The following is a 25392-nucleotide window of genomic DNA, read 5'->3' on the forward strand; positions in this document are numbered from 1 at the left end:
CAACCCACTTGCGACACGACATTGCCCTTACCGTGACCTTAGAAGGGTCTTATTTTTCTTAGAGTTGGTGTACGGTGGGTGCTCAGGGCGGTTGTGAGCACGGGCACATCACCGTGTTACCGCAGGCCACACGTAGGGCCGGCCGCCTCGGCAGGACGGAAGGAACCCGACATGCAGCCTGCAGCAGCCACCCGGATCGCACTTGTCACCGGCGCGTCGCGGGGTATCGGCGCCGACGTCGCCCAGCAGCTCGCCAGTCCGGAGACCCACGTCGTCGTCAACTACCGCGAGAAGGCCAAACGCGCCAACACGGTCGTCGACGCCATCCGCCGCGCGGGCGGACGCGCCTCCACGCTCGGAGCCGACATTTCCGATGAAGCGGCCGCCGCCGCGATGATCGAGCGGGTGGGCCGTGAGTTCGGCCGCCTGGATGTCCTGGTGCTCAACGCTTCGACCGGGCTGGAGCTGGGAACCGATCCCGGCTACGCGATGCGGCTGAACCGCGATGCACAGCGCCGGCTGGCCAAGCTGGCCTTACCGCTGATGCCGGTGGGCGGTCAGATCGTGTTCGTCACCAGCCATCAGGCGCACTTCTTCCCGAACAAGGCCGTGCCGAAGGGTTACGGACCGATCGCCGCGAGCAAGCGGGCCGGCGAGACCGCGCTGTACGCGATGCGTTCCGAGTTCGACCGGCGGGGAATTGATTTCACCGTGGTGTCCGGCGAGATGATGTCGGACCGGGAGTTGGCGACGACGATCGCCCGCGCCGCGTCCGCACCGTACCCGTCGGGGATCGTGTACGTCGGCGGGCCTGATCGCCTGAGCCGGATGTCGGCCTGACGTACAGCGAATAGCTCGAGACAAAGCGAGGGGCGCCCGGTATGGGCGCCCCTCGCTTTGCTTGCGTCGCGTGTCAGCGGCCGTTGCCGAATGTCGATGTGACGACGCCGGTGCTCGCCTGCTGCTGGATGTCGTGCACCCACTGGTGATGGGAGATATCAGCTTGCGCCGGGGCGGCCAGGCCGACGATGGCGGCGGCGAAACCGGTGGCGATCATGCTCGCAAAACCAAACTTCTTCATGTCGAAGCCCTTCGCTCGGGGCGTTCGAGCCGTGGCGTGTGAGTCGCGGTTCGGACGTCTTGTCCACCGGTTCGGGGGATTCCTACCCGGTCTGACCTCCACAACACGCTGCTCAAGGCGGTTAATTCCGCTGGCAGAAATTGACCGGCCGTTGGCAGCAATCACGCGACTCCGCTGCCTTCAGGCGCCCTTCGGGATCATCGCCAGCTGACGGCTCTGCACAACGACCGCCCCGGTCGCGTCGAGGATCAGGTGGTCCTCTTCGAACCAGGTCGTGCTCATGACCGTCGAATTCGCCATCACCCGCAGCCAACCCGGCGACGGTCGCCGGCGCAGATAGGTCGTGAGCTGGACCGTCGGCGCCCAGCCGAACATTCCCCGGTTCATCGTCACCGGCGCACTGATGTCGCCGGCCATCAGCGCGAACAGCAGCGCCGTGTCGGTGTCGGCCTCGTCGGCGGCGAAGGGCCGCAACCACATCCGGTTGATCGGGTCACCCTGCCGGCCGGTCAGGAACAGTGCGGCCGAGGGGTCGACCCGCAGATCGCAACCCTGCGCGACGTGCACGATCTGTCCCATCGGATGGTCCGGTGTCACGTGCACGGCATCGGCCGACGGTTCGGCCGGCATCTGGGTCAGCGCCAGCGGTTCCTGATGCCGCGGGTCGCCGTCGTCGAGCATGCCGAGGGTGACCGCCGCCGTCACCGCGACCCGATCCCCCTGCGACAGCTGCACATCCACCGCGCACACCTGTCGGCCCAGCTTGCGCAGGGTCGTGCTCACCTGCACCTCACCCGGATCCGGTGCGGCCAGATAGTTGGCACTCACCGCGACCGGCTGCAGCTCGGCGCTGCCGCCGGCGGCGAGGACGGACCGGCGCGCGGCGGCCGCGCAGATCGCCATCATGCAGCCGCCGTGCACCTTGGGCCCGATGGTCCACATCGGATCAACGGTCGCACCGAAGCGGTCTGGCCCGAGCTCGCGCAGCGCGGTGAGCTCAGCGAATGGGCTGGTGCGGGTGAGGATCTCGGTCATGGGGTTCCTTTCGGGATCTCCACGGTCGGCTCGTCGTTCGAAGGGCCGGCGGCGGCAAGAGCGGGAACCGGTTGCGGTGCAGCCGGAGTGGGACGCGCCGGGCGGCTTCGAACCTTGAGCGGCCACCAGAACCAACGCCCGAGGAGCGCCGCGATCGAAGGAGTGATCAGTGAGCGGACGATGAAGGTGTCGAACAGCAGCCCCAGGCCGATGGTCGTGCCGATCTGACCGACCGAACGCAGGTCGCTGGCGATCATCGAGATCATGGTGAAGGCGAACACCATGCCGGCCGCGGTGACCACCCCGCCGGTGGCGCCCATGGCCCGGATCAGCCCGGTCTTGATACCGCCGCCGAGTTCCTCCTTCATCCGGGAGACCACCAGCAGGTTGTAGTCCGAGCCGACCGCGAGCAGGATGATCACCGACATCGCGATCACCAGCCATTGCAGTTCGATGCCCAGGATGTGCTGCCAGATCAGCACCGACATGCCGAACGAAGCGGCCAGCGAGAGCACCACCGTTCCCACGATGACCAGCGAGGCCACCAGGGCCCGGGTGATCAACAACATCACCACGAAGATCAGGATGATCGCCGCGAGCGCCGCGATGAACAGGTCGTAATGCGCGCCTTCCTGGATGTCCTTGTAGGTGGCCGCGGTACCACCGAGATAGAACTTGGCGTTGGCCAACGGCGTGCCCTTGACGGCTTCCTTGGCTGCCAGCAGCTCGGCGTCCACATGCGAAATACCTTCCAGCGTGGCCGGATCCACGTCGTGGGTGATGAGGATCCGCGCCGCCTTCCCGTCCGGTGAGAGCATCAGCTCCATACCGCGCAGGAAGTCCGGGCTGGTGAACGCCTCGGGCGGCAGATAGAACATGTCGTCGTTCTTGGCGTCGTCGAAAGTCTGGCCCATGGCCGACGCAGTGTCGGTCATCTGCTCCATCTGGATAACCATCCCGCTGAACGTGCTGTGCAGCGTCAGCATCAAATCCCGCACCTGGGTGGAGATCCCGATCATCGGCGGAATCTGCGCGGCGATCTGTGGGGTCAGCCCGTCGACCTTGTCCATCTCGGTGGCCAGGGCCTTGGTGTTGTCGGCCAGCTTGTCGAAACCGTCCGTCGCATCGAACACCGACCGCAGGGCGTGACACACCGGGATGTTGAAGCAGTGCGGTTCCCAGTAGAAGTAGTTGCGCACCGGCCGGAAGAAGTCGTCGAAATCGGCGACCTGATCCCGCAGTTCGGCCATGGTGGCTTCCATGTCGTGCGTGGCACCGACCGCGCTGTGGGTCGCGTCGGACAGTTGCACGCTCAGATCGTGCAGGTGCTCCATGATCGCGATCATCGAGCTGAGGTGGTCGGTCATCTTCAACGTGTCGTCCAGGCGGGCCCTGACGAACTGCAGGTTCTCCCGCATGGCCACGCCCTGGGCGCTGACCTGGAACGGAACCGAGCCGTGTTCCATCGGCGGTCCGAGCGGACGGGTGATGCTCTGCACCCGCGCGATGCCCGGCACCCGGAAGATGTTCTTGGCGATACGGTCCAGCACCAGCATGTCGCGCGCGTTGCGCATGTCGTGGTCCACCTCGACCATGAGCATGTCGGGATTCATTCTGGCCGAAGAGAAATGCTTCTCGGCCGCGGCGTGCCCGATATTGGACGGCACATCGGCCGGAACGTAGTGACGGTTGTCGTAGTTGGTCCGATAGCCCGGCAGGGCCAGCACCCCGATGAGCGCGACGGACGTGGCGGCAACCAGGATCGGCAACGGCCAGCGCACGATAGCCGTGCCCAGCCGGCGCCAGCCGCGGGTCTTGGTCGCCCGCTTGGGGTCCAACCAGCCGAACCGGACACATACCGCCAGCACCGCTGGGGCGAAGGTCAGTGCCATCACCAGGATCACCAGCATGCCCAACGCACACGGGATGGCCAGCGTGTTGAAGTAGTTCAACCGGGTGAAGTGCAGGCACAGCATCGCGCCCGAGATGGTCAGCCCGGATCCGACGATGACGTGGGTGACGCCGGAAATCGTGGTGTAGTACGCGGTTTCACGCTCTTCGCCGGCGTTTCTGGCCTCGTGGTAGCGGCCGACCAGGAAGATCCAGTAGTCGGTGCCCGCCGCGATGGCCAGCGCGGTGAGAATGCTGACGACGAATGTCGACAAGCCGAAGACATGCACGGACCCGAGCACCGCGATCAGCCCGCGCGCCATGCTCATCTCGGCGAGAACCACCGACAGCGCGATCAGCGTGGCACCGAACGAGCGGTAGACCACCAGCAGCATGATCGCGATGACGGCGAGCGTCACGGCGGTCATCTTCACCATGCTCTCGTCGCCGGCCTCGTTGGTGTCGGCGACCAGGGCGGCCTGCCCGGTGACGTGGGCCCGGATGCCCGGCGGCGCTTCGGTCTGCTCGACGATCTCGCGGACCGCATCGACGGATTCGACGCCCTGGGTGGAGCCCTGGTTGCCCGCCAGGTTCACCTGGACATAGGCGGCCTTGCCGTCCTCGCTCTGCGAGCCGGCCGAGGTGATGCGATCACCCCAGAAATCCTGCACATGCTGGACGTGCTCGGTGTCGCGTTCCAGGTTGGCCACCAGCTCGCCGTAGAAGCGGCGAGCGTCGTCGCCGAGCGGTTCGTCGCCTTCCAGCACCACCATCAGGGCGCTGTCCGAGTTGAACTCGCCGAACTTCTCGCCGATGTGCTTCATCGCGATCACCGACGGTGCGTCCTGCGGGGACAGTGAGACGGCGTTGTTCTTGCCGACGATTTCCAACGTCGGCACCAGCACGCTCACCGCGATGGTGGCTGCCAACCAGAACAAGATGATCGGCACCGACAGGGTGCGGATCAGCCGGGGATACAGGGGCGGCCGGGCGCCCTCGACGTTACGGTGGCCGCTCATGCCGCCTTCACCAAACAGCTTGTGGTGGCGGTGTGTCCGTCGGCGGACCGCTCGTCGCGAACTTCGCCGTTGACGGTGATGCGGCAGCCCAGCGCCCCGCTGTCGCCCTGCGCGATGACGTTGGCGAACACGCTGGGCACGGTGGTGGTCAGGGTCAGCGTCCAGGGCAGGGCGCTGAACTGAGCCTCCTGCGCTTGCGCGTGTTCGTCGATGTAGCTGACCATCCCGGAGGTGCCGGCCGGTCCGTACACCTCGTAGGTCACGTACTTGGGCACGGTCGAGACGATGTTCTCGACCCGGGCGTCACCGCCAGCCAGTCGCTGCGTGCCGAACACCCCGTGGAACCGGTTGATGATGAACGCGCCGGCGCCGACCACCACGACGATCACCAGCACAATCCACATCCGCGCCAGTGCGCTCATCACTGTCTTCATCGCCTGTATCCAGACGCATTCCGCGTTACCGCACCCAACATGGACGCTGACCTTACAGCCATAAGCAAACAGGTGTAAAGTTGAGGCAATCGACCGGTAAACCAGGCGTTCGCCGAGACATTGGAATCGCGTAATCCGCTGAGCAGCAATAGTTTTGAGCGGCAATCAGACAAGGACCGTCGCCGAAAACGCCCGAGGCGCAAAGACGCGACGGGCGCAAGGCCGGTCCACATATAGTGGGCGCACGAGAAACCGACCCGACGTTAACCTAACACGTGTTAGCATAAGGGCATGGTTCCAGCCCCTCGTCGACGCAATATGCGTGGTCAGGGCGCTCTCCTTCGCGACGAGATCCTTTCCGCGGCCATCCGCGTCATCGATGCCGCCCAGAATGAGGCTGAGGTATCGCTGCGCAGCATCGCCCGCGAGGCCGGTATCGCGGCCCCTTCGGTCTACGCGCACTTCGAAGACCGTGACAGCGTGCTCGATGCGGTGGCCGAAGCGAGTTGGACGCAGGTGTCCGAGGAGATCGCGGAACACCGCACCGACAGCAAGCCCCCGCGCGAGCGGCTGTTTCTCGGCTGCCAGACCTACGTGTCCTTCGCCGAGCGCCACCCGCTGCGCTATGCGCTGATGAGCCAGATCACCGACACCTCGCCGGCCGCCCGGCAGGCATTGGCGATCGTCACCCGGGGCCTGCTCGCCTGCCGCGGCGACGACCCGCAGGCGCCCCCGACGCCCGAATCCGATCGGATCGCCGCGGCCCTCTCGGTCGCGGTGCACGGTGTGGCGATGCTGCACCGCACCGATACCCCACACCTGTGGCTGAGCTCGTTCAGCACCGACGAGATCCTCCGCAGCCTGATCGACGCCGCCATCCTGCAACTCGACCAGGCCGCCGTCTCCCCCGGGTCACGTCGTCAATCGACTTCAAGGCGCGGCTCACGTACTTCTTGACCGAGCCTTCGGTCAATTTGTCCACTTTCGTGCACCATCGGCACCGTCAGCGCGAAGCTAGCTTTCTGACGAACACACTTCGCGCCAAGGAGGCCCTGTGTCCCGACTCCGCTTCGGCTTCTTCATCGCCCCGTTCCATCGCGCGGGCATCAATCCGACGTTGGCCCTGCACCGGGACCTGGAGTTCATCGAGCACCTCGACGCGCTCGGGTACGACGAGGTCTGGATCGGCGAACATCACTCCGCCGGCAGCGAGATCATCAGCTCGCCGGAGGTGTTCATCGCCGCGGCGGCCGCACGAGCCAAGCGGATCAAGTTCGGCACCGGCGTGATCTCGCTGTCGTATCACAACCCGCTGTGGGCGGCCGACCGGCTGATGCTGCTCGACCACCTCACCCACGGCCGCATCATCGGCGGCGTCGGGCCCGGTTCCCTGCCCACCGACTCGGCCATGATCGGACTCAACCCGACCGATACCCGCGAATTGTTGGAAACCAACCTCGACATCCTGGTACGTCTGCTCGCCGGGGAAACGGTCAGCGCCAAGACGCCCACCCACGAACTGTTCGACGCGAAACTGCAACTGGCCCCGTACTCAGAAGGTGGGATCCCTTTGTCGGTGGCCGCCGTGGCCTCCCCCACCGGTGCCCGGTTGGCCGGCAAGCATGGCATCGGCCTGCTGTCGGTCGGCGCCACGCTGAGCGAGGCCGGTTTCGATGCGCTGGGCCATCACTGGAACATCGCCGAGGAGCGCGCCGCGGCGTTCGGCACCACGATCGATCGGAGCAACTGGTCGCTGGTCGGCCCGTTCCACGTCGCCGAGACTGACGCGCAGGCCCGCGCCGAGGTCCGCTACGGCATCGAGGCGTGGTTCAACTACTTCCAGAAGATTGCGGCATTCCCGCAGATGACCATGCCGGGCGGCCATATCGACGAGATGATCGACATGATCAACGATCGCGGCGCCGGTGTGATCGGAACTCCGGAGCGGGCGCGCGCCCAGGTGCAGCGACTGTGGGACCAGTCCGGCGGGTTCGGATCCATGCTCCAGATGGCCGCGGACTGGGCCAATCCCGCCGCCACCCGACGCTCGGCGGAGCTGTTCGCCGAGGAAGTCATGCCGCATTTCCAGGGGCAGGCCCAGCCGACCCTGGACGCCGCGGCGCGCGCCGGGCAAGTGCGCGACGAGCTGGCCCAGACACAGATCGATGCGATCACCCACATGGCGCAGAAGTACGAGGCCGAAAAGGCCGATACCTAAGCGGATTGGATGATCTCAGCCAAAGTCGATGCCGCGCGAAAGAGCGAAAGGGTGCGTTCAGTGATCGACTTCAACCGCTTGTCGAGCGCTTCGAGTGAGCGATTCACATCGTCGAGGTCCCGGATCGCCGCGACCGCCCGTTGAACATCGGGGATGCGGTAACCGGCAGCCCGCAGAGCTGCCGTGATGCGCGCCTCGCGGATGGCCTCAAGCTGATAGCGCCTGGTCGATCCACTCCGATTCGTGATCCGCTCTGGCTTCACCAGCCCCTCCTTCTCCCAGAAGCGGAGCGTGGAGGCACGAACGCCGAGCGCCCGTGACAGTTCGGTGATGGTCATCGCGTCGGCTTCCACCGGGGCAGCTTCAGTCTCGGCCTCGCCCTGGATCGCCTCCAGCGCTTGACGCGCGACCAGTGCCTGTTCGTGCTCCCTGTTGAGCCCGATGTGCAACGAGCACACCAGGTTTACGGCTTCGCCTGGCGACACCGTTCGGATTGCGCGCATCGACCGACGGGCCTCGGCCGGCCCCACGGCGTTGGCCAGATCGCGATACGCACGTAGGTCACGAATCTCGGTTGTCGAGAACTGCCGGTACCCGTTGTCCGCTCGTACCGCCGATGAGATGACGCCGAGACGCTCCAGGTCACGAATCTGCTGGACCGAGTACCCGGTCGCCGCCGCTACCGCCGAGACGGTCAGCATGATGCTCCAAACCCTCCATAAGGACTTCAACCGCACACTTCAACCATGAGTATGGACCAGCTACTGGAGATGATCCGACGCTTCGACGGCGTCTTTGAACTGGCACCGACAGCGGGCAGCCCGTTCCCGCAGATCGCCTGGGGCGACCACTTCTTCTACTTCGCACCCAACGGTCAAGTACCGCAACGAGAACAGCCTTACGCCACCATTGTCACGAAGAACTATCCCGACGATACTTCGTGTGACCTCGACCAACCCGACCGATGGCGGCTGAACATCCACGTCGGCCGGAGCGCCTTCATCGAAGTCGTCGGCGCTGATCCTCGGGTCGACCCGACCGCCGTCGACTTCACCGCCGTCGACACCGTCCTCCCTCATCCGGTCCATCGCGCCCAGGGCTGGATCTCGATCATCAACCCGGGGGCACACACTCAAGCGTTGGCGGTCAACCTGCTCGGCGGGGCGCACGACGCGGCGCGCCGGCGAGCAATCCGCCGCGCGTCCAGCACTTCCCAGCACGCCCCATGAGTACTACATTCGGTAGTAGTCAACCCTCCGGGGGGCAGGATGCGGTGGCGCGGAGTAAGTCATGTCGAGTTCGCGGTCTTGGACTACGACGAATCGATCGCGTTCTACGACGCGATGCTCGGCTAGCTCGGGTACCACAGCTTCTCGTCGCTGAACATGGAGTACCAGTCGGTCTACTACATGACTCGATTCATCAACCCGCACAGCTACATTGGAATCCAACCGGCCCGCACCGGGGAGAAACTCACCCACCCCGACCCGGCCGTCGGGATCAACCACATCGCACTGTGGGCTCGAAATCGCAAGGAAGTAGACCGCTTTCATCGCGAATTCCTGCTCGCCAGGAATCTCCCGGTCACCGATGCACCCAAGGACTACCCCCAGTACTGGCCCGGCTACTACGCGGTGTTCTTCGATGACCCGATCAACGGAATCCACTGGGAACTGGCCTGGGTACCGAAAGTTCCGACCCCACCGCAGATCTGGTCGTTCTATCGAACGATGCGGGCCTTCGGCAAGCAGCGCCCGGACCTGGCGAACTCGGTGCCCGGCATCACCCGGCAGGCGATGCGGCCCCTGCAGCGATGATCCAGTTGCCGAACTCGACGGCCAGGTGCCAGCGGTGCGCGGCGACCATGCGGGCGGGAAACAGCCCGGGAAACTCGACCGCCAGGAGCGCCTCCATCGCGCCGTCGTGGTCCCGGAACTGGTGGCGGACCCCTCCGATGACCAGCCCGTCGTCGAGGACTGCCCGACCGGCGATCTGCACCGGGTACTCAGGTTTCACCGGCACCGAGACCGAACCGGCCGCGGCATAGTCGACGAGGAACCGGGTCGGGGTCGGCGATCCCCCGGTGGTCTCGACGACTTCCTGCCGCCCGTCCGGCAGCGCCCGCAGCAGGTAGTGGTCAGGGCAGGCCCGGACCATGGCCGCCTCGTCGTTCGTCGCGGTGAGGCCGTCGAACCACGCACCGAACTGCGCGGCGGACACCCCGTCGACCTCGCCATCGAATTCGGCAAGTCGATCCTGCGGCGTTTCGACATCGATTGGTCCGCAGTCGGATTCGACGGCGATGCGCTCGATCAGCTGGTCGAGTTCATGCTGCGGACACTGCAGTCGTTCATCATCGACCCCGGCGGACCGTCACGCCGAGACTCCGAACTGCGTACCTATCTGCGCGATTGGGTGGCGCCGGCTGTGTCGGCGCGCACGACCTACCCGTCGTCGCCGGCCCCGTGATTGGGGTTGGTGCAGATGGTGCCTTCACACGGCACATCCGAGCCGTCGCCATTAGGGTTCGGCATCACCGCCCCGCCATTTTCCTCCGGATTGTCACCGGCCCCATGGTTCGGGTTGGTGCAGATGGTCCCCTCGCACGGCACCATCGAACCGTCGCCGTTCGGATTGGGCATCATCGGCTGACTCGGCGCGCCAGGCGCAGCCGGATGGGTGACTCCTGGTGACCTGGCCGGATTGGTGGGCGACGAGGTGCCCGGGACGGGCGTGGTCGACGGGTCCTGATCAGTGGACGCACTGCTGCATGCGGCGGCCCCAAAGACCGCCAGTGCAGCCGCGGCTGCGGCCATACATTGCACGAGCTTCATGAGCGCGACGGTATCAGCTAACTTCAATTAATGTTGGCGGTTGCCAGAGGACTTCCGCACTAGGGTTCGAAACTGTAGGAATACGCCATAATTCGCGTCTCCATCGACGAATCCACACCGCGACAGAGCCATACCCAGCAATCGATGAGATCCCCACGAGGATCTGGGCTCCCGCACCGCAACATAACAAGCGGTCACCTGCCACGCTTTCGAAAAACTATTGAATTGTCAAAAACATTCGTGGCCGAACGCCCGTCGGTGACTGACAGATCAGAGGGTCACGACACCTTCGATGCAGGTGGTGGTCGCACCGCCGACCCAGACCGAGCCATCGGTTTCAGCCACCACGCTGATCTCGCCGGCCCGGCCGAGCCGCGCCCCCTGGGCGACCCGGTATTCCGCCGGAGCCGCGCCGGTGCACGTCAGCCACTGCCCCACTGAGGCATTCATGCTGCCGCACACCGGATCTTCGGGAACGCCGACGCCCGGTGCGAACGTCCGCATCTCGTAGTCGTGCGCGGATCCCGCCGGATATGCGCCGATGACACCGACCATGGCGGCGGGAATCCGGGCCAAGTCAGGTTCCAGTTCGAGCACACGTTGCGCGCTGTCCAGCACGAGGACGGCCCAGCCTGGACCGTTGTCAGCCCACTGGTGCGCGAGGACGTCTGTGCGTGCCAGCCCGAAGGCGTCGATGATCTGATCCAGATACTCGTCGTCGAGAAGTCCGGACCGCAGGGTCGGTGGCGCCCGGAAGTACAGCTCGGCGTCACGTTGCCGCACCTCGACGAGTCCGGCACCGCATTCCTGCACGACACGTCCCGCACGCCGGGGTTGTCCGCCGTGTCCGAGCCAGGCGTGTGCGGAACCGAGCGTGGGGTGCCCGGCGAACGGCAGTTCACTGCCCGGCGTGAAGATGCGCAGACGGTAGTCGGCCTCGGGGTTCGTCGGGGGCAGCACGAAGGTCGTCTCCGACAGATTGGTCCAGCGTGCAAGCCGTTGCATCGCAACGTCGTCGAGCCCCTCGCCATCGAGCACGACCGCGACCGGGTTACCGAGGTACGGGGTTCGCGAGAACACATCGACCTGGGCAAATGCACGATGACGCGGCATAGTCCTCCCACCTCCGAAGAGCGCAGCAACCTACGCCAGTATCCGCCGAGTTGCAGTGGGACGCTCGTAGCCCTGGCGTACGCTCACCCACGTGGTCGACCTCTCGTATGTCATCGCCGGATCCGAAGCCACCGGCGGCGCCGGTTTGCAAGCTGACCTGCGCACTTTTCAGGAGTTCGGTACCTACGGCGTGGGCACCGTGACGTGCATCGTGTCGTTCGACCCCAAGGCGAACTGGGGCCACCGGTTCGTGCCGGTCGACCCGCAAGTCATCGCAGATCAGATCGAGGCGGCGACGTCGGCGTACGACCTCGACGTCGTCAAGATCGGCATGCTCGGCACTCCCGCAACGATCGACGTCGTCGCAGAGGCCCTGGCCCGCCAATCCTGGCGGCACATCGTCGTGGACCCCGTCCTGATCTGCAAAGGGCAGGAGCCCGGCGCCGCACTCGACACCGACACCGCACTGCGCCGTCAGATCCTGCCGCTGGCGACCGTCGTCACCCCGAACCTGTTCGAGGCCCGCACCCTCGCCGGGATGGACGCCATCTCCTCGATCGATGACCTCGTCGAGGCGGCCCGACGCATCGCCGACCTGGGCCCGACCTACGTTGTCGTGAAGGGCGGGGTCGAGTTCCCCGGTGACGACGCCGTCGACGTCCTCTTCGACGGCAACGAGGCTGAGGTCCTGCGCGCGCCGAAGGTCGGACAGGCCCGCGTCGCCGGCGCGGGATGCACGCTGGCAGCGGCGATCACCGCCGCACTGGCCAAGGGGGCGAGCGCCCCGGAAGCGGTGCGCCTGGCCAAGGACTTCACCACCGCCGGCATCATCGATCGGATTGGTGGAAACGCACCGTTCGACACCGTGTGGCAGGGAGCCGGACACTCCCTCGCGCGCAGCTGAGGGCTACCAGCCGGCCTCATCCAGCGATCCCAGCGGGGGTAGTCACGGAGATTGCCGTCAGCAAAGGCCGCGATCGGCGACCGGAAGCTCAGGCGGACGGAAACCGGAAGATGAGCGCGTCGAGGAGGCGCCTCACCTCGTTGAGTCGCGTACGCACCGCCATCTGGTGATGCTGTGCTCCCGGTCGGCCGGCCCTGACACGGTCGTCAATCCGGGCTAATTGCGATTGAAGGTCGGCCATTTCAGCCTCGAGAAGCACGATGAATGCCTGCGCCTGGCGTACATCGGCGCTGGCCCGCGGAGCCATGTTCACCACCGGAGCAGGCACGGCCACCGGCCGGAGCCAGAGTGGATCAACAGGGTCTGCCGTCATCGCCTTACGGTGGCAGCGTCCCTCGGCGATCCAGTTTCCCGGTCGTATCCGTCCGGTAAGGAGCTGTTCACACCGGTGTCCACCGGTGTGTGAACTCGCGCCCTATTGGCTGCGTAGTGCCGGCCCAGGGCTTACCGGACAGGGCGCTGGCGACGTCCGCGATGACGCGTCAACAGGGGTCGCCGGGTGGGGTGTAGTAGGGCACGCCTTCGACCGTGTAGCAGGGGATTTCTCCGGGAACGTAGGGTACGTGCGCTGCTGCGATCGCCGCGCCGGTTGCGACGTCACCGGCGATGTTGGTGCAGCCACCTGCGGCGAAATGTCGTCCGCTGGCGCCGGCACAGACGTCAGCGCCGGCAGTGGGCGCCACGGCGATCGGCGCGAGACCGATCGCTGTGGTGGCGATGAGGGTGAGAGTGTGTTTCTTCATCGGATACTCCGTGTTCTGGTAGTCAAAGCCACCCGGCGCCAGCGGATCTCGTTATCTCACAGGCGTATACAAATGCGATTCGAAACGGTGATGACTGCGGACAGCGGTCCCGCCCGGCCGCATGCCGCGTGAACCGGTTCCTAGACCTTCTCCGGTTTGGGTGCTTGCCAGGTGCCGTTGAGGGCGGCTTCTTCGGGCCAGTACAGACGTTCGACGACCTGGAACGCACCTTCCGGTGAGGGTAGCCAGTTGGATTCCTTGTCCGGGCCGGGCGATTGGTTCTGGATGTAGATGGTGTAGCCGCCGTCAGGGTCGGCTTTAAGGCTGGGCAGCATCGGCGAGTTGATGAGGTACCGATTGATCGGGTTGGCCACCAGCAGGCTTTGCGGCATCCGGTACATGGTCAGCGACCAGAACGCCTTGACGGGTGGCAGCTGTCCGGGCGCGAACCGGTAGGTGTAGTTGTTGGCACCGTCCAGCGGTGCACCGGTGGAGTCCGTGGCGAAGATCGGATACATCGCTTCGGCTTTGGTGTTGCCGTAGATTCCGATTACCGCGCCGGCCATCCGGTACAGGTAGTTGTCACCGAGTATCTCCCGGGTGCCGAACAGATCACCGGAGGTGACTTTGCCGTCGGCGACCTTGGCCTGCAGCCCGTCGAATTCCTTCCAGGCATCGGTGATAGCCCCCTGGAACGCGTCGCGCTGCTGCGGGCTCAGCTTCTCGGCGTTGAAATCACCGTCGGAGCCGATCCCGATGGAGGCGAACTTGGCGCGCAGGTCTTTTTCCGAATCCAGGACGGGCACGTACTTCAGGACAAAGTTGAGTTCTTCGAAGAACTTCGGGGAACCCTTCTGCTCGTCGATACTCAGCGGCGCGACGAAGTCGACTTTCGGCGCGGCGGCCGGGGGCTGCTGCTTGAGGAATCCCGACAGCGGCTGCACGGTGTAGCCGGCCTGGATGGCCTTGACATTGTTGATGTCGTCAGGGCCGAACAACTGCGTCCGGTACACCGCCAACACGAAATCACTGTCGGCGTGCAGCACCTCATCGACACCGGCGGGCTTCTCACCGGTCCATCCGGGACCCGCGAGCAGGAACTTGCCGCCACCGTTGCCGGTGGTCCGGCTGCCCGCATAGGCGAAGTTGTAGGTGTAGGCGTCGATGAACTGGATCGAGAAATAGCGGTCCTTCTCGATCGGCGGGACCGTCAACACCAACGGTTCGGCACGCAGGTCCGCGCCCAGCATCGAATACGGCGTATCGGAATTAGGGGTCTGCACCGTGGTGTCGGCCGGCGTGTATACCCGGCTATCGGAGTGGGTCTCATTCCAGCCACCGACATACTGCGGGCTGGTGTGATTGACGAAATACGAGTGCTGAATCCGGTAGTTGTCGACCATCGGATACCCGTAGATGTAGGCCTGCTTCGCGATCTCACGGATCTGCTCCAAACTCACCTCGCCACGGTCGTCGGATCCGCCATCGCCACTGCATCCCGCCATTGCCGCCGAAACCGCCACCACGGCAAGCGCACTCGACCACCGCCGCCACGAACCAGAGAGCTTCAACTCGGACCCCTTCACCTGGACCGCTCGGCGTGCCGCGCCGGGGTCGCCGAATCACACCGGCCCGTCCCCATATCACCGTCGGCGGTGAACCGGGCCCCGATGATCTTTGCTGTAAAAGGTCACCGCCGTCTTGACATATCTGGACATCTTCTTGACCGTTATGGACATGCTGTTGATCCGGGGCTCGTGCCTGACCGGCTTTTCGCCGCTGGTGACCGCCCATGGCGGCGACCCTGAAGCCATACTCGAACTGGCCAACATCGATCCCGACGACGTTGGCCAGCGTGACCGGTTCATCCCGCTGCGCAACGCCATTGCTGCCATGGAGGATGCCGCCGTGGTCCTCAATGTGGCTGACATCGGTCGCCAGCTCGCGCTGCGCCAGAGCATCGACATCCTCGGCCCAGTCGGCGTCGCGGCCCGCACCGCGTCCACCGTCGCCGACGCCTTCGCCATCGTCGACACCTACATGGACACCTACAGTCCCGGCATCAAAACGCGCATCAGTGCCCATCCCGATCCTGCGCTGGGCCGGTTCGAATTCGACTTCCTGCTCAATCCGCCACCCCCGCAGGCGCAGGCCATCGAACTGGCCCTCGGTGTCACGCTACGGGTGCTGCATCTGTATCTGGGCACCACCTACCGGCCCGTGGCCGTACACCTGCCCCATCCCGCGCTGAGCACAACAACTGACTATCGCCGCTACTTCGGCTGCCCACCACAGTTCAACGAGCCGATCGCCGGATTCAGCGTGCGCGCAACTGATCTGCAACGACCGCTCAGCCACGACGTCCTCGCCCACCAACTCGCCCTCAACTACCTGTCCACTACCAAGGGCCAGCACACGCGCGGCCTGGCCGACACCCTGCGCAGCGTCATCCGCCAATTGCTGCCCACCGGAAATCTCACCGCCGAGGTGGCCGCGCGCCAATTCGGCCTGCACCCCAAAACACTGCGCCGCCGGTTGGCCGACGAAGGCACCACCTTCGCCGAGCTGCTCGATCAGGCCCGCCGCGACATCGCCCACCGCCTACTGCTCGACACCGATCTGAGTCTGAACCAGATCTGTCGCCACCTCGGCTACGCCGAACAAAGCGTGCTCACCCGATCCTGCAAACGCTGGTTCAACAGCACTCCCACCGCCTACCGCCACGCCCGCACAGGCCCCGCGACCGACACCTGACACTCGATGGCCATGACCAAGTGCCGCAGGCCGACATACGCTGGGCGGGGTGGATGTGTATGAAGCGGTGGCGTCACGGCACTCAGTGCGGGCTTTTGCGGATCGGCCGGTGGATTGGGACGTCTTGTCACGGGTGCTGACGGCAGCCTCGCGGGCGCCGTCGGGAGGCAACCTTCAGCCATGGCACATCTACGTGCTCGGCGGTGAGCGCCTGGCTCACCTCAAAGAACGCATCGCCGTACGCGTAGCGGCAGGGGACCGCGGAGATCCCTTGGAGGTCGCGACGTATCCGGCACCGCTGAGCAATCCCTACCGGGAGCGCCTCGAAGAATTCGGGCAACGGCGTTACGGCGCTCTGGGTATCAGCCACGACGACCACGCGGCGCGAGCCCGAGTCCGTGCCGGCAACTGGGACTGCTTCGGCGCCTCCACCGCGCTGTTCTGCTACCTGGACCGCGACATGCTACCGCCGCAATGGGGCGATGCCGGCATGTACCTGCAGACGGTGATGCTCTTGCTGCGGTCGGAAGGACTGCACAGCTGCCCGCAGATCGCCTGGGCGGAATACCATCGCACCGTTGACGAGGTCATTGCACCGCCGTCACAACGAATCTTGTACTGCGGTATGTCAATTGGATACCCAGACCCGACACCGCCGCAACCGTCCATACCGCGTGCACCGTTGTCGGAGACGGTTACCTTTCTGCGGTGAGTTCTGCGCCGCGATGCATTTCATAGCTGCTGCGGGCGCCACCGGGAAACTCGACGAACTCGACGGCGGTGCCGTCGGGGTCGTTGACGAAGAACATCCGGACCCGGTCGATGGGGAACGGCTCTTGAACGGGCTGGAAGCCCGCGTCGATCACGGCGCGATACGTCGCGTCGAGGTCGGTGACCGACAACGCGATGTTCTGGTTGCCCACGATGCCTCGTTTCCCCGATCCAGGCGGGGTCGACGTCCCGAAGCTGACAAGTTCGAGCATGACTCCGCCCACCGCTCCCCCGACAACTCGTCCCTCCTGCTGGCGGGACGCGTGCAGGACCGCGTCGAACGGCTCACCGGAAATCAACTGGTCGAACACCACATCCATGCCCAGCAGGCCACGGTAGAAGTCCAGGGCCCGATCCATGTCGGTCACGCCGACAACCAGATGGCAGAAACGTAGATCACTCAGCATGGGGTTCCTCGACTTCCTCGTCAGCGCTTGATCATATGAGTTAGCGTGCCAAATCTGGCCGACTTCGAAAGGCAACCCCATGTCCACCTACAGCCATCCGCTCTCGCTGGACGGCCACGTCACGATCGTCACCGGAGCCGCCCGTGGTGTCGGCAAAGGCATCGCCACTGCCCTACTCTCCCGCGGGGCGCGGGTGCTCGTGACCGACATCCTCGATGACGTACTGGCAAACACCACAGCGGAATTCGTCGAAGCCGGATTCGACGTCGCATCCGTGGTGGCCGACCTCCGAGACGGCGACAGCGCCCAGCGCATCGTCGACGCCGCGCTCGACGCATTCGGAACGGTGGACGGATTGGTCAACAACGCCGTGGCCAGCGCCGGACCCATCCCGTTCGTCGATATCCCGGCAGAGGAGTACGAGCGGGTCCACGACACCGGGCCACGCGCGACGTTCCGGCTGATGCAGGCGATTCACCCGATCATGGTCAAAGGCGGCGGCGGATCCATCGTCAACCTCGGTTCAGCCGCCGGAACAGTCGGTACCCCCGCGTTCGGCGCCTACGCCGGCGCCAAGGAAGCGATTCGCGGCATGTCCAAAGTCGCCGCGCTGGAATGGGGCGTCGACCGGATCCGCGTCAACGTGGTTTGCCCGCTCGCCGAAACCGACGGCCTGAAAGTGTTGCGCGACATGGCGCCCAAGCAGTACGAGGCAGTCGTCAGGAGCACCTCACTCAAGCGAATCGGCGATCCCACCACCGACATCGGTGCCGTCGTCGCCTTCCTGATCGGCGACGACTCCGCCTATCTCACCGGGCAGACGCTCCTCGTCGACGGCGGGGCCGGCTCTTTCCGCTAGCGGCAATCCCCGCCAAACCGCTGGTCACCCTTGTAGGTTCGATTTTGCCGATATAAGCACGAGCCAATAAGGAGGAAGACCAATGACGAATCATTCAGGGAGCGCGTTCTCCCGCCGCACGTTCATCCGCGGTGCCGCCTTGACGGTGCCCGTCGTCGGAACCGCGGTACTCGCGCCAGCTGCCTTGGCGGCGCCACAGGAATGCGGGGATCCATCCGGCAAAGTCGGCAATTGCGCGGCTCAACTGCCGCAGCAGTTCACTTCGACGAGTTTCAGCACGACAGCAATTGCCGGAGGCACGAACTACTCAATCTTGTTCAGCACGAACATCAGACGGGGTCCACTCATCCCGTCCGGCACCACCGGTTATCGCATCAGAAGCGTCAGCGTGTCCGGCACGAAGCCCGACGGCGCCCCGTTCTATCTGACACCGGGGATCGGTGAGGTCGGCCCGCGGCTACTCAATGCCCTGTCCGCGTCGTCGCTCGGTTTCGCCCTCGACGTGCCATGGGACGCGAACCAGCTCGTGCGTTCGTTCCTCTACACCTACGACGTCGAGTTCCTCACCGGCCTGACGGTCAATCAGACCTGCCGCTACACGACGACGATGACGCTGCGCGACAACGGGATGACGCTTGGCGGCGTCGGATCGGTCAACTTCTCCACACCGATGCTCGCCGAGTGCGAAACGGCGCCCCCGCCTCCGCCGCCCCAGTAGGGCGCCGTTCCAGCCACATCGAGTGCCACCGGTCCTCTGCCTGTACCGGTCGTTATCGGCGGCTGCCTGGAAGTTCGGGCGCCCGGGGGGCCGGCGTGCGAATAGCCGATGCGGCGCCTGGGAACAGCATGCGCCGGCGGGTATCAACGAAACGGCTCAGCTCGGTGAGCGAGCGTCGCTGGAGGTCGGCCCGCAACCCGCTGTCGGCCACAGTCTCCGCGAGCTGCAACGACATCAACTGCCTGAGGGAAGTGACAATCGGGTCACCGCGGTTGATGACCAGGACTTGCCCGTCAACACCAATGAAGCCACCGCCGTCAACCCACGGAATACCCCGGCTTCCACCCACCGGGATCTCGCCCTCCAAGTCGCGTCCGGCATGGCCAGAAAACGACAACGTGGCCTTCCGTGCCGCAGGGTCGATTGCATCGACGCGGATCTGGACGTAGGGCAGGTCCCGAGTATCCGGCCACGGTGACCAAACGTCACCGGCGACCAGCCCATACGTCCCGCGGTGTGATGGCTGGAGGACTGAGTGGTTGTCAACGAAGCTGTGCACGAGCACAACTGGTTCGGGTTCTGCCGAATCCCATCCGGTGCGGTCGCGGTACTCGATGATGAAGTCGTCGACTTCCAACGCCAAGTAGCCGGGAAGTTCTCGTGCATGCAGCGGCCGCAACTCGACATGCGTCGATGTGTAGGCGTCGGTACCAATCGACATGACACGCGATCGGTCCAGCCACCCGCGGCCCCGCATGTTCGCGGCATTCAAGCCGGGCCCCCACGCGCCATAGGGGCCGACCGTGTTGATGTGGCAAGAACCCCACGTGGACATGACATCCCAGTCGTCGAGATAGTCCGCGTCGGGCTGATCGGCTCGGCGTGAATGGTCGAGACCGTAGACATGTCCCATCTCCTGCCCCAACAGGGCCGGGTGAACGTTGGTCGAGTCGCACACGGCCGCCCAACCATTCTGTTGCCCGTAAAGGTCTGTCGCCGTGTTCATCACGATCACCGCGCCGGTGAAATCGGCCGTCGAGTAACCCGCATCGTCGGCAGCCTGGCGGGCCGCTTCAACGAGTCCCGTACGGTTGATCTTCCCCTGCGGGGCCGTGGGAACGTTGCCGACATAATCGGCCTGCTCGTACGGGAGCGAGATCCAGGCTGACACTTTGGAACCGGTGAGATCTAGGGTGCCGTGCGACATCCGATCGAAGAACTCCACCATGTTGTGCGTGCCTGCACCGGCCGCAGTGAACATGTTCTCGAAGTACGTGTCCGATAGTGGTTCGGCGTCAGCGCCCTTCCACTTGCATCTCAGAATCAGCCACGGTGTCGATACAGCCATCGCCAGCCTCCTTGGCGTCCATGTGTGGGACCGTCCCAAGCAGGAGCGTGCGCCCATCTGGGCCGGTGATCACGAGTAGCCCACTACCTGTAAACGCTCGTAGCGAGACAGCACCGATGGCACTTTCGAGCCACCGTGAAGGCATGATTCACACACGGCAGCGCCCGTGCGCCGGACAGGAGAGCATGGCCGGCGCCGGTTGGAGAACCGCAGCCCGTCGGCTACCCGTGCGCCTTGCGGACCAGGTCGATGGCGTACTGGTTGACGAAGGTGCCTGCGGAGGCCTCTCCCGTGCCGCAGGCACCGTCGGACTCGCCGGGCCGCTTGACCCACAGGAACGCGTCGACGTTTCCGTTTCCGGTTGCCGTGGTCGGCGCAGCGCCGAGGGCCCGGCCGCTGGGGTTGCACCAGTACATCTCGCCCTCGGCCGGTCCGGCACCGTTGCGCGACGTGTCGATGACGTAAGGCTTCCCACCTGTCGCACCCGAGATGGCGTCGCCGTAACCGACTTCCTCATCGGTGGTGAAGAAGTTGGCGGTATTGAGGCTGAAACCGCGAGCCTTGGCCACCCCGACCCGGTTCAGCCTGTTTGCCATTTCACCGGCGGCCGTCCACCGGGAGTGGCCCGCGTCGACGTACAGCGCGGTGCCCGGATTGCGGGTCAGCGTATCGACGGCGTAGCTCATCAGGTTGTAGCGCTCCTCGCGCTGATCGCCTGACAGACAGTCGGCCATGGCGAGCGCATCGGGTTCGAGGATGACCGCGGCCGGCCCGCCGCCGATGGCGGCGGCGACGCCGTCGATCCAGCCCTTGTAGGCCGCAGCCGACCCGAAGCCGCCTGCCGCGTAGCTTCCGCAGTCGCGATGCGGGATGCCGTACAGCGCCAGGATCGGCATGGTGCCGGCGGCCTGGGCCGCGGCGATGTACTTCGCGTCCACTGCGGGGCTGGAGACGTTGTCCATCCAGTACGCCGTGGGCGTGTTGGCGATCGCCTGCAGCTCAGGGCTCGGGTCGCCCTGCGCGGCGCGCGCGGCCTTCGACGAGGGATTGACGTAGAAAGTCTGCCCCTCGAGTGGGTTGGAATCACTGACCAGGCGCACCGTCGGCGCCGGGCCTGCAGCAAGACCTGCGCCGACCACGGAGGCAACTGTCAAAACGGGGGCGATCCAACGCGCGACTGCACCAGCAGCAGAGGACATCACCTCAGGGAAAGTAATGGCGCGACGCGAGATGCGCCAGTCGCTGCCTGCCGCGGCGGGCGTGTCAGGCCTGGATCCGGCCGGCGTCGAATGTGTCGAGCGCCTGGGTATAGAAGCGCATACGCTCGCGCAACTCGTCGGGGTTGATGCCGAACTCCTCGGGCAGGTAGCGATGCTTGCCTTTCCCGTCGCGCGGTTGGGCGCGGTGATGTTCGTCGAGCATTCCGGCGATGTCCGGCGGCTCCATCTGTGCTGCGGCGTAGATCCGGCGCACCGTCGCCTCGGGGTCGGACACCAGGTCGCGGTACTTGATATCGAGCCAGGTGGCGGTCGGTTCTGCCGAGGCTCGGACGGCGACGGCGCGCCGCAGCCACAGCTCGGTCTGCTCGGTTTGAAACCGGCCCACGTCGGCCCCGTCGACGTGGTCACTGTAGGTGGATCGGTACGTCGCGAACAGGCTCGCGCCGGACGCGACAGTCTCCACGATGTCGCGGTGCAGCTGCACGACGCAGGCGCCCGGATACGTCGCGATCACATGGCGGAGCTCCGCGGTGTGTGCCGGTGCCTTGAGAACCCAGCGGCGTCCGTCGCCGGCGTCGAGGATCTGCAGCATCCGGCGGTGCTGGTCGTATTCGGGCCCGAAGTCCTGACCGGCGAGCCAGGTCGCGTAGCTGTCCAGGCGAGTGGTTGCGGTGAACCCCCAGTTGCGCAGGGAGGTGCCCATGCCGAGCACGCACTCCTCGGGCAGGTGCGGCCCCGAGTCGTGCACGGCCGCCATTGCCGGGTTGAGGACGTGCAACAGGTACTGGCCGGCGGCGGCCGCCTCGAGGCGACGGTCGCGTTCGTCCGGGCCGAGGTCACCGGGTAGCCGCCAGGGAGCGCCGAGTTCGGCGGGCAGCGGCGCGCGCAACCGCGGGTCACGGTCGAGCAGCCGGAACAGGAACGTCGTCCCCGTGCGCCAGCCCCCGGTGATGACGATCGGCGGCAGCAATGGCCGGTGTCCGATCGCGGGGTGCTCCTGCAGATAGCGGGTGATCGCGACCCGGGCGGCCAGCCGGCCGGCCGCCGTTCGCTGCGCGGTGAGCGCGCCGAGCGCATTGAGCCGGCCGTCCCCCTCGGCGGACTCGAGGTACTGCTGCAGGCCCGGACGCCACTGGTCGGGATCGCCGAGCACGCCGGCGCCTGCACCACGGGTGCCGCGGTCGATGACGATGTCGACGGCGTCGGCACCAAGCCGGTACCGGTCAGGGCGGACAGCCCGATCCTCTTCGGCCGCGGCATACGCCTTGCGCGCTTCTGGCGTGCGGGTGGGTGCGGTCCAGCCGGTCATGAGCGCCCTGCCAGGTCGGCGAGGCGCACGACGCGTGTCGAGGGCACGACCGGCTGCTGCTCGGGCTGCAGGAACCGCATGACGACGATCCCGAACGAACGGCCCTCACTGTCGATCCAATCGCCGGCCGCCGGGCCGGGATCGGTGGCCGAGACCACGAATCGGTAGCGCCCGCCGTCGAGGCTCGCGGTGGCACCGGTGTAAGACACGCGCCGATGGCGGTAGTCCAGTGAGTTGAGAAATCTGCTGTACGCCAATATGTTCCAGTACCGACACGGCACCAGCTCACCTTCGATGAGCAGCGCTTCACCGGGGTCCAGCTGCCAGCCGCCGCGCACATAGTGGATGGCCGGTTCGGTGAACACCGCGCCACCGGTCATCTCGGTCCAGTGCCGCAACTGGTTCGGTGCCGTGTGATCGGCTGCCGCAGCGGCGTTCCAGATGCGGGGCAGGTGCAGTATCGCCGCCGACGCCTTGGACAGGTGCTTTCCGAACCGAGCCGGGTCGGTGGGTGCCGGGATCGGGGGCGACTCGACCGGCTCGATTGCACACCACCCGGGCTGCTCGGTCTGCACGTCATCGTGAAAGTGCCGTACCCAGACCACGGTGGCACGCTCGGGCAGGGCCAGCCAGTCGCCGGACGTCGGTCGATCTCCGCCGACCGTCACCTCGTAGGCCCCGTCGGCGTCGAAAGTGATTGCATCACTGTCGATACGGGCGGTTGCCTGGGCACCGCTCCCGCCGGCGCCGTAAACCGTGATCGATACGTACGCCGCGTCTCCTCGATTCCCGCGGATCCGGTATCGGCCGTCGGAGCGAATATCGGCGACCCAGTACCGGAAGTCGGGATTGTCCATCAGAAACTTCTGGCGCCACCCGTTGAACGCGACGAACTCGGGCTTGTCGCGATCGACTTCGAAGCGTCCCAACTGGTTTGACAGGGCCCGCAGCAGAGCCCGGAATCCATCGGCACGTTCGGAATCCGGAAGGTCCGCGGTGTCGATCGCGAGTTGCTCACCCGCCGTTCGCAATCCGTCGACGAGTGCATTCCAGGCCGCAACTTCGGCCCGGGGTTCTTCTGCGACGCCTTCGTCGGACGCGGTCACGATGCATCCCCCCTCCAATTCCGGAAGCGCATGCTTCCGGAATTGGATGCTGCCCGCTATGCTCGCGACATGTCAAGGCCGTACCGCGGCCAGGCCGCCGGCGCACGGTCGGCCGATCGCCGCGCCCGACTGCTGCAGGCAGGCGTCGATCTGGTCGGTACCCACGGGGTAGCGGCGATGACCATGCGAGCCGTGTGCCGTGAAGCCGAGCTCAGCCAGAGGTTCTTCTACGAAAGCTTCACCGACACCGACGATCTGCTGCGCGAGGTCTACCGCAGCACGTTCGAGCGAGCACGTCACGTCATTCGGTCCGCCGGCGACCCGGATGCCGATCTGCACGCGCGCACTCGCGCGGGGGTGGGGGCGGCAGCGCGACTCGTCAAGGACGATCCCCGCCTCTGCCGAATCCTGTTGGTGGAGCCCATCGCCGACCTGAGGCTGCGGCAGTTTGTGCGCGACACCATCGGCACGATGACGCTGGGCACACTGACCGCGCCCATTGCCGGGGCCGACGCCGCATCGGCACCGGTCAAGATGCAGTACGCCACCGTATTCGGCGCCATCATCTCGCTGTTCATCGAATGGACCGAGGGCAACCTCGGTGCCGACCAGGAGGCATTCGTCGATCATGTGACGACGATGCTGCTGTCGTCACCGCTGGTGACCGACCATCAGAGCCACCCGACTGCCGCTCAGACATGGTTGAGACCATGAAGCTGAGCCACATCGGAACCCGCACCGACGACCGAAGCGGCGGTACGACGGGGTGGCTCGGCGCATCCGGATGTCAGTCGACGCTGGCGTAAAAGGGCTCGAGTCCCGTCAGCAGATCATCGATCAACGCAGCAACAGCGTCCATCTCCTTCAGGTGGATCACCTTCTGCGTGGTCGTCGGCTTGTCGAGCTTGTAGGTGAGTTCGGTGTATGGATGCTTCGACATCCCCATGTAGACGCAGTACGGCAGAGCTTGTTCCCGGGTGTAGGTGACGTCAACGAAGAGCTTCCCTCGCGTCGCCGAGAAGATCAGTTCCACGTCGCGGTGCTCAGCCTCTGCTTCGGTCAGATTGTTGACCACGACTGTCCAACTGGAGAGCCGGAGAGGGATCAGGTCCTTGCCGAGCGGATTGAGGAACCGGGGAAGCATGCCGAAGATCGCCTCGATGTCGTGGCCGGTTGCGATCGTTGTGTGGACGCTTCTTGTCTCGTCGTACGTCCATCTGCCTGACGCTCTCGACAGCAGAATCTGCTCGAGTGAATAGCCGATGGCCGCGTTCTCGTATGAGATGGAGACCGTCACGCCGGTGATGCCGTTCACCGCGGCGAACAGTACGGTGTCATCGAACGGCACGTCCTGTGCGTTGTAGCGCTCGTCGATGAACGCATTGGAGTCAACACTCCATCCGCCGTCGACCTGGATCCCTCTTGTCGTGCTGGTCTTCGTCACCGAGTTCCTTTGAGTCCGTCCTGCTGCCGCGAGCGTCGCGGCACGCGGTGATCCCCACGGCCTGCATTGACGAGCAAACGCCCGATGAGCAGACCACACTGGCGGGGACACCCAGTTGCGCGGGG

28 protein-coding genes and 1 pseudogene are annotated in these 25392 nt (G+C 65.4%); 12 read left to right on the forward strand and 17 right to left on the reverse strand.

The genetic code is table 11. The annotated features are described in order from the left end of the window. The first annotated feature begins 171 nt into the window (after window positions 1-171). Entirely contained in the window at window positions 172-840 is a 669-nt protein-coding gene (locus ACWEFV_RS06560) for an SDR family oxidoreductase (RefSeq protein ID WP_450069529.1), read from the forward strand. 73 nt (window positions 841-913) lie between these two features. Here ACWEFV_RS06560 and ACWEFV_RS06565 read toward each other — a convergent pair whose 3' ends face one another. The 4 genes from ACWEFV_RS06565 to ACWEFV_RS06580 form a co-directional block, all read right to left on the reverse strand. Beyond that, a complete protein-coding gene (locus ACWEFV_RS06565; RefSeq protein ID WP_450069530.1) occupies window positions 914-1081 on the reverse strand; it encodes a hypothetical protein in 168 nt (55 codons plus the stop codon). A gap of 180 nt (window positions 1082-1261) precedes the next feature. Continuing rightward, entirely contained in the window at window positions 1262-2116 is an 855-nt protein-coding gene (locus ACWEFV_RS06570; RefSeq protein ID WP_450069531.1) for a thioesterase family protein, read from the reverse strand. Further along, complete coding sequence (locus ACWEFV_RS06575; protein ID WP_450069532.1) at window positions 2113-5025, reverse strand: MMPL/RND family transporter; 2913 nt, start codon at window positions 5023-5025, stop codon at window positions 2113-2115. Before ACWEFV_RS06575 ends, ACWEFV_RS06570 begins: the two co-directional genes overlap by 4 nt. Then, entirely contained in the window at window positions 5022-5447 is a 426-nt protein-coding gene (locus ACWEFV_RS06580) for an MmpS family transport accessory protein (protein ID WP_286174586.1), read from the reverse strand. The genes ACWEFV_RS06575 and ACWEFV_RS06580 overlap by 4 nt, the downstream gene beginning before the upstream one ends. Before the next feature lie 303 nt (window positions 5448-5750). Here ACWEFV_RS06580 and ACWEFV_RS06585 point away from each other — a divergent pair, with 303 nt between their 5' ends. Both ACWEFV_RS06585 and ACWEFV_RS06590 read left to right on the forward strand, forming a co-directional pair. After that, a complete protein-coding gene (locus ACWEFV_RS06585; RefSeq protein ID WP_450069533.1) occupies window positions 5751-6416 on the forward strand; it encodes a TetR/AcrR family transcriptional regulator in 666 nt (221 codons plus the stop codon). A gap of 97 nt (window positions 6417-6513) precedes the next feature. Further along, complete coding sequence (locus ACWEFV_RS06590; protein ID WP_450069534.1) at window positions 6514-7677, forward strand: LLM class flavin-dependent oxidoreductase; 1164 nt, start codon at window positions 6514-6516, stop codon at window positions 7675-7677. Here ACWEFV_RS06590 and ACWEFV_RS06595 read toward each other — a convergent pair. Next, window positions 7674-8378 carry a MerR family transcriptional regulator gene (locus ACWEFV_RS06595; protein ID WP_450069535.1) on the reverse strand — a complete coding sequence of 235 codons (705 nt, stop codon included), beginning with the start codon at window positions 8376-8378 and terminating at the stop codon, window positions 7674-7676. The two genes, ACWEFV_RS06590 and ACWEFV_RS06595, sit on opposite strands and share 4 nt — an antisense overlap. A 45-nt stretch (window positions 8379-8423) precedes the next feature. Between ACWEFV_RS06595 and ACWEFV_RS06600 the strand changes: the two genes are divergently transcribed. Together ACWEFV_RS06600 and ACWEFV_RS06605 are read left to right on the forward strand one after the other, a co-directional pair. Then, the gene (locus ACWEFV_RS06600; RefSeq protein WP_450069536.1) at window positions 8424-8906 is read left to right on the forward strand and encodes a DUF6194 family protein; all 483 of its coding nucleotides are present in this window, start codon (window positions 8424-8426) and stop codon (window positions 8904-8906) included. A gap of 39 nt (window positions 8907-8945) precedes the next feature. Further along, a pseudogene (locus ACWEFV_RS06605) lies at window positions 8946-9494 on the forward strand (VOC family protein). Here the strand turns inward: ACWEFV_RS06605 and ACWEFV_RS06610 are convergent. Beyond that, window positions 9460-9834, reverse strand: coding sequence for a hypothetical protein (locus ACWEFV_RS06610; protein ID WP_450069537.1), 375 nt, complete (start codon window positions 9832-9834; stop codon window positions 9460-9462). The pseudogene ACWEFV_RS06605 and the gene ACWEFV_RS06610 sit on opposite strands and share 35 nt — an antisense overlap. Here ACWEFV_RS06610 and ACWEFV_RS06615 point away from each other — a divergent pair. Further along, window positions 9811-10146, forward strand: a complete 336-nt coding sequence (locus ACWEFV_RS06615; protein WP_450069538.1) for a hypothetical protein — start codon at window positions 9811-9813, stop codon at window positions 10144-10146. The genes ACWEFV_RS06610 and ACWEFV_RS06615 overlap by 24 nt on opposite strands. Here ACWEFV_RS06615 and ACWEFV_RS06620 read toward each other — a convergent pair. Together ACWEFV_RS06620 and ACWEFV_RS06625 are read right to left on the reverse strand one after the other, a co-directional pair. Continuing rightward, the gene (locus ACWEFV_RS06620; RefSeq protein ID WP_450069539.1) at window positions 10122-10511 is read right to left on the reverse strand and encodes a hypothetical protein; all 390 of its coding nucleotides are present in this window, start codon (window positions 10509-10511) and stop codon (window positions 10122-10124) included. The two genes, ACWEFV_RS06615 and ACWEFV_RS06620, sit on opposite strands and share 25 nt — an antisense overlap. A gap of 270 nt (window positions 10512-10781) precedes the next feature. Next, on the reverse strand, window positions 10782-11624 hold the full coding sequence (locus tag ACWEFV_RS06625) for a PhzF family phenazine biosynthesis protein (RefSeq protein ID WP_450069540.1): 843 nt from the start codon (window positions 11622-11624) through the stop codon (window positions 10782-10784). Window positions 11625-11715: 91 nt separating this feature from the next. Here ACWEFV_RS06625 and thiD point away from each other — a divergent pair, with 91 nt between their 5' ends. Continuing rightward, window positions 11716-12528: a bifunctional hydroxymethylpyrimidine kinase/phosphomethylpyrimidine kinase gene (gene thiD, locus ACWEFV_RS06630; protein WP_450069541.1), complete on the forward strand. Its 813-nt coding sequence runs from the start codon at window positions 11716-11718 to the stop codon at window positions 12526-12528. A gap of 88 nt (window positions 12529-12616) precedes the next feature. On the opposite strand, the gene ACWEFV_RS06635 is transcribed toward thiD, so the two are convergent. The 3 genes from ACWEFV_RS06635 to ACWEFV_RS06645 form a co-directional block, all read right to left on the reverse strand. Further along, window positions 12617-12901 carry a hypothetical protein gene (locus ACWEFV_RS06635; protein WP_450069542.1) on the reverse strand — a complete coding sequence of 95 codons (285 nt, stop codon included), beginning with the start codon at window positions 12899-12901 and terminating at the stop codon, window positions 12617-12619. A 169-nt stretch (window positions 12902-13070) separates the two neighbouring features. Then, a complete protein-coding gene (locus ACWEFV_RS06640; RefSeq protein WP_135451784.1) occupies window positions 13071-13331 on the reverse strand; it encodes a hypothetical protein in 261 nt (86 codons plus the stop codon). Window positions 13332-13471: 140 nt separating this feature from the next. Beyond that, window positions 13472-14836: a DUF1254 domain-containing protein gene (locus tag ACWEFV_RS06645; RefSeq protein ID WP_450069748.1), complete on the reverse strand. Its 1365-nt coding sequence runs from the start codon at window positions 14834-14836 to the stop codon at window positions 13472-13474. 232 nt (window positions 14837-15068) lie between these two features. On the opposite strand from ACWEFV_RS06645, the gene ACWEFV_RS06650 reads away from it, so the two are divergent. Together ACWEFV_RS06650 and ACWEFV_RS06655 are read left to right on the forward strand one after the other, a co-directional pair. Continuing rightward, complete coding sequence (locus ACWEFV_RS06650; protein WP_450069749.1) at window positions 15069-16085, forward strand: AraC family transcriptional regulator; 1017 nt, start codon at window positions 15069-15071, stop codon at window positions 16083-16085. A 49-nt stretch (window positions 16086-16134) separates the two neighbouring features. Continuing rightward, on the forward strand, window positions 16135-16797 hold the full coding sequence (locus ACWEFV_RS06655) for a nitroreductase (RefSeq protein WP_450069543.1): 663 nt from the start codon (window positions 16135-16137) through the stop codon (window positions 16795-16797). Here ACWEFV_RS06655 and ACWEFV_RS06660 read toward each other — a convergent pair. Then, a complete protein-coding gene (locus tag ACWEFV_RS06660) occupies window positions 16781-17263 on the reverse strand; it encodes a VOC family protein (RefSeq protein WP_450069544.1) in 483 nt (160 codons plus the stop codon). The genes ACWEFV_RS06655 and ACWEFV_RS06660 overlap by 17 nt on opposite strands. Window positions 17264-17342: 79 nt before the next feature. Here ACWEFV_RS06660 and ACWEFV_RS06665 point away from each other — a divergent pair, with 79 nt between their 5' ends. Together ACWEFV_RS06665 and ACWEFV_RS06670 are read left to right on the forward strand one after the other, a co-directional pair. Beyond that, entirely contained in the window at window positions 17343-18122 is a 780-nt protein-coding gene (locus ACWEFV_RS06665) for an SDR family NAD(P)-dependent oxidoreductase (protein ID WP_450069545.1), read from the forward strand. A gap of 82 nt (window positions 18123-18204) precedes the next feature. Next, window positions 18205-18840, forward strand: coding sequence for a hypothetical protein (locus ACWEFV_RS06670; RefSeq protein WP_450069546.1), 636 nt, complete (start codon window positions 18205-18207; stop codon window positions 18838-18840). A gap of 52 nt (window positions 18841-18892) precedes the next feature. On the opposite strand, the gene ACWEFV_RS06675 is transcribed toward ACWEFV_RS06670, so the two are convergent. From ACWEFV_RS06675 to ACWEFV_RS06690, 4 genes are all read right to left on the reverse strand, one after another. Next, window positions 18893-20188: a hypothetical protein gene (locus ACWEFV_RS06675; RefSeq protein WP_450069547.1), complete on the reverse strand. Its 1296-nt coding sequence runs from the start codon at window positions 20186-20188 to the stop codon at window positions 18893-18895. Window positions 20189-20409: 221 nt separating this feature from the next. Continuing rightward, on the reverse strand, window positions 20410-21387 hold the full coding sequence (locus ACWEFV_RS06680) for a glycoside hydrolase family 6 protein (RefSeq protein ID WP_450069548.1): 978 nt from the start codon (window positions 21385-21387) through the stop codon (window positions 20410-20412). Window positions 21388-21451: 64 nt separating this feature from the next. Continuing rightward, window positions 21452-22717, reverse strand: coding sequence for a sulfotransferase family protein (locus tag ACWEFV_RS06685; RefSeq protein WP_450069549.1), 1266 nt, complete (start codon window positions 22715-22717; stop codon window positions 21452-21454). Beyond that, window positions 22714-23823, reverse strand: coding sequence for a DUF1214 domain-containing protein (locus tag ACWEFV_RS06690; RefSeq protein WP_450069550.1), 1110 nt, complete (start codon window positions 23821-23823; stop codon window positions 22714-22716). Before ACWEFV_RS06690 ends, ACWEFV_RS06685 begins: the two co-directional genes overlap by 4 nt. 69 nt (window positions 23824-23892) lie before the next feature. Between ACWEFV_RS06690 and ACWEFV_RS06695 the strand changes: the two genes are divergently transcribed. Beyond that, window positions 23893-24537, forward strand: a complete 645-nt coding sequence (locus ACWEFV_RS06695) for a TetR/AcrR family transcriptional regulator (protein WP_450069551.1) — start codon at window positions 23893-23895, stop codon at window positions 24535-24537. Window positions 24538-24610: 73 nt separating this feature from the next. On the opposite strand, the gene ACWEFV_RS06700 is transcribed toward ACWEFV_RS06695, so the two are convergent. Beyond that, on the reverse strand, window positions 24611-25267 hold the full coding sequence (locus ACWEFV_RS06700; protein WP_135451774.1) for a hypothetical protein: 657 nt from the start codon (window positions 25265-25267) through the stop codon (window positions 24611-24613). Window positions 25268-25392 lie beyond the last annotated feature (125 nt).

It is taken from the genome of Mycobacterium sp. NPDC004974, assembly GCF_053600815.1.

Bases quoted from the DNA above. Each gene is read 5' to 3' on its own strand.
- ACWEFV_RS06570 (WP_450069531.1), bottom strand. From the start codon at position 2,116: ATGACCGAGATCCTCACCCGCACCAGCCCATTCGCTGAGCTCACCGCG.
- ACWEFV_RS06595 (WP_450069535.1), bottom strand. From the start codon at position 8,378: ATGCTGACCGTCTCGGCGGTAGCGGCGGCGACCGGGTACTCGGTCCAG.
- ACWEFV_RS06675 (WP_450069547.1), bottom strand. From the start codon at position 20,188: ATGGCTGTATCGACACCGTGGCTGATTCTGAGATGCAAGTGGAAGGGC.
- ACWEFV_RS06580 (WP_286174586.1), bottom strand. From the start codon at position 5,447: ATGAGCGCACTGGCGCGGATGTGGATTGTGCTGGTGATCGTCGTGGTG.
- ACWEFV_RS06575 (WP_450069532.1), bottom strand. From the start codon at position 5,025: ATGAGCGGCCACCGTAACGTCGAGGGCGCCCGGCCGCCCCTGTATCCC.
- ACWEFV_RS06600 (WP_450069536.1), top strand. From the start codon at position 8,424: ATGAGTATGGACCAGCTACTGGAGATGATCCGACGCTTCGACGGCGTC.
- ACWEFV_RS06660 (WP_450069544.1), bottom strand. From the start codon at position 17,263: ATGCTGAGTGATCTACGTTTCTGCCATCTGGTTGTCGGCGTGACCGAC.
- ACWEFV_RS06565 (WP_450069530.1), bottom strand. From the start codon at position 1,081: ATGAAGAAGTTTGGTTTTGCGAGCATGATCGCCACCGGTTTCGCCGCC.
- ACWEFV_RS06665 (WP_450069545.1), top strand. From the start codon at position 17,343: ATGTCCACCTACAGCCATCCGCTCTCGCTGGACGGCCACGTCACGATC.
- ACWEFV_RS06625 (WP_450069540.1), bottom strand. From the start codon at position 11,624: ATGCCGCGTCATCGTGCATTTGCCCAGGTCGATGTGTTCTCGCGAACC.
- ACWEFV_RS06635 (WP_450069542.1), bottom strand. From the start codon at position 12,901: ATGACGGCAGACCCTGTTGATCCACTCTGGCTCCGGCCGGTGGCCGTG.
- ACWEFV_RS06685 (WP_450069549.1), bottom strand. From the start codon at position 22,717: ATGACCGGCTGGACCGCACCCACCCGCACGCCAGAAGCGCGCAAGGCG.
- ACWEFV_RS06560 (WP_450069529.1), top strand. From the start codon at position 172: ATGCAGCCTGCAGCAGCCACCCGGATCGCACTTGTCACCGGCGCGTCG.
- ACWEFV_RS06680 (WP_450069548.1), bottom strand. From the start codon at position 21,387: ATGTCCTCTGCTGCTGGTGCAGTCGCGCGTTGGATCGCCCCCGTTTTG.
- ACWEFV_RS06670 (WP_450069546.1), top strand. From the start codon at position 18,205: ATGACGAATCATTCAGGGAGCGCGTTCTCCCGCCGCACGTTCATCCGC.
- ACWEFV_RS06640 (WP_135451784.1), bottom strand. From the start codon at position 13,331: ATGAAGAAACACACTCTCACCCTCATCGCCACCACAGCGATCGGTCTC.
- ACWEFV_RS06610 (WP_450069537.1), bottom strand. From the start codon at position 9,834: ATGGTCCGGGCCTGCCCTGACCACTACCTGCTGCGGGCGCTGCCGGAC.
- ACWEFV_RS06585 (WP_450069533.1), top strand. From the start codon at position 5,751: ATGGTTCCAGCCCCTCGTCGACGCAATATGCGTGGTCAGGGCGCTCTC.
- ACWEFV_RS06650 (WP_450069749.1), top strand. From the start codon at position 15,069: ATGCTGTTGATCCGGGGCTCGTGCCTGACCGGCTTTTCGCCGCTGGTG.
- ACWEFV_RS06620 (WP_450069539.1), bottom strand. From the start codon at position 10,511: ATGAAGCTCGTGCAATGTATGGCCGCAGCCGCGGCTGCACTGGCGGTC.
- ACWEFV_RS06645 (WP_450069748.1), bottom strand. From the start codon at position 14,836: ATGGCGGGATGCAGTGGCGATGGCGGATCCGACGACCGTGGCGAGGTG.
- ACWEFV_RS06695 (WP_450069551.1), top strand. From the start codon at position 23,893: ATGTCAAGGCCGTACCGCGGCCAGGCCGCCGGCGCACGGTCGGCCGAT.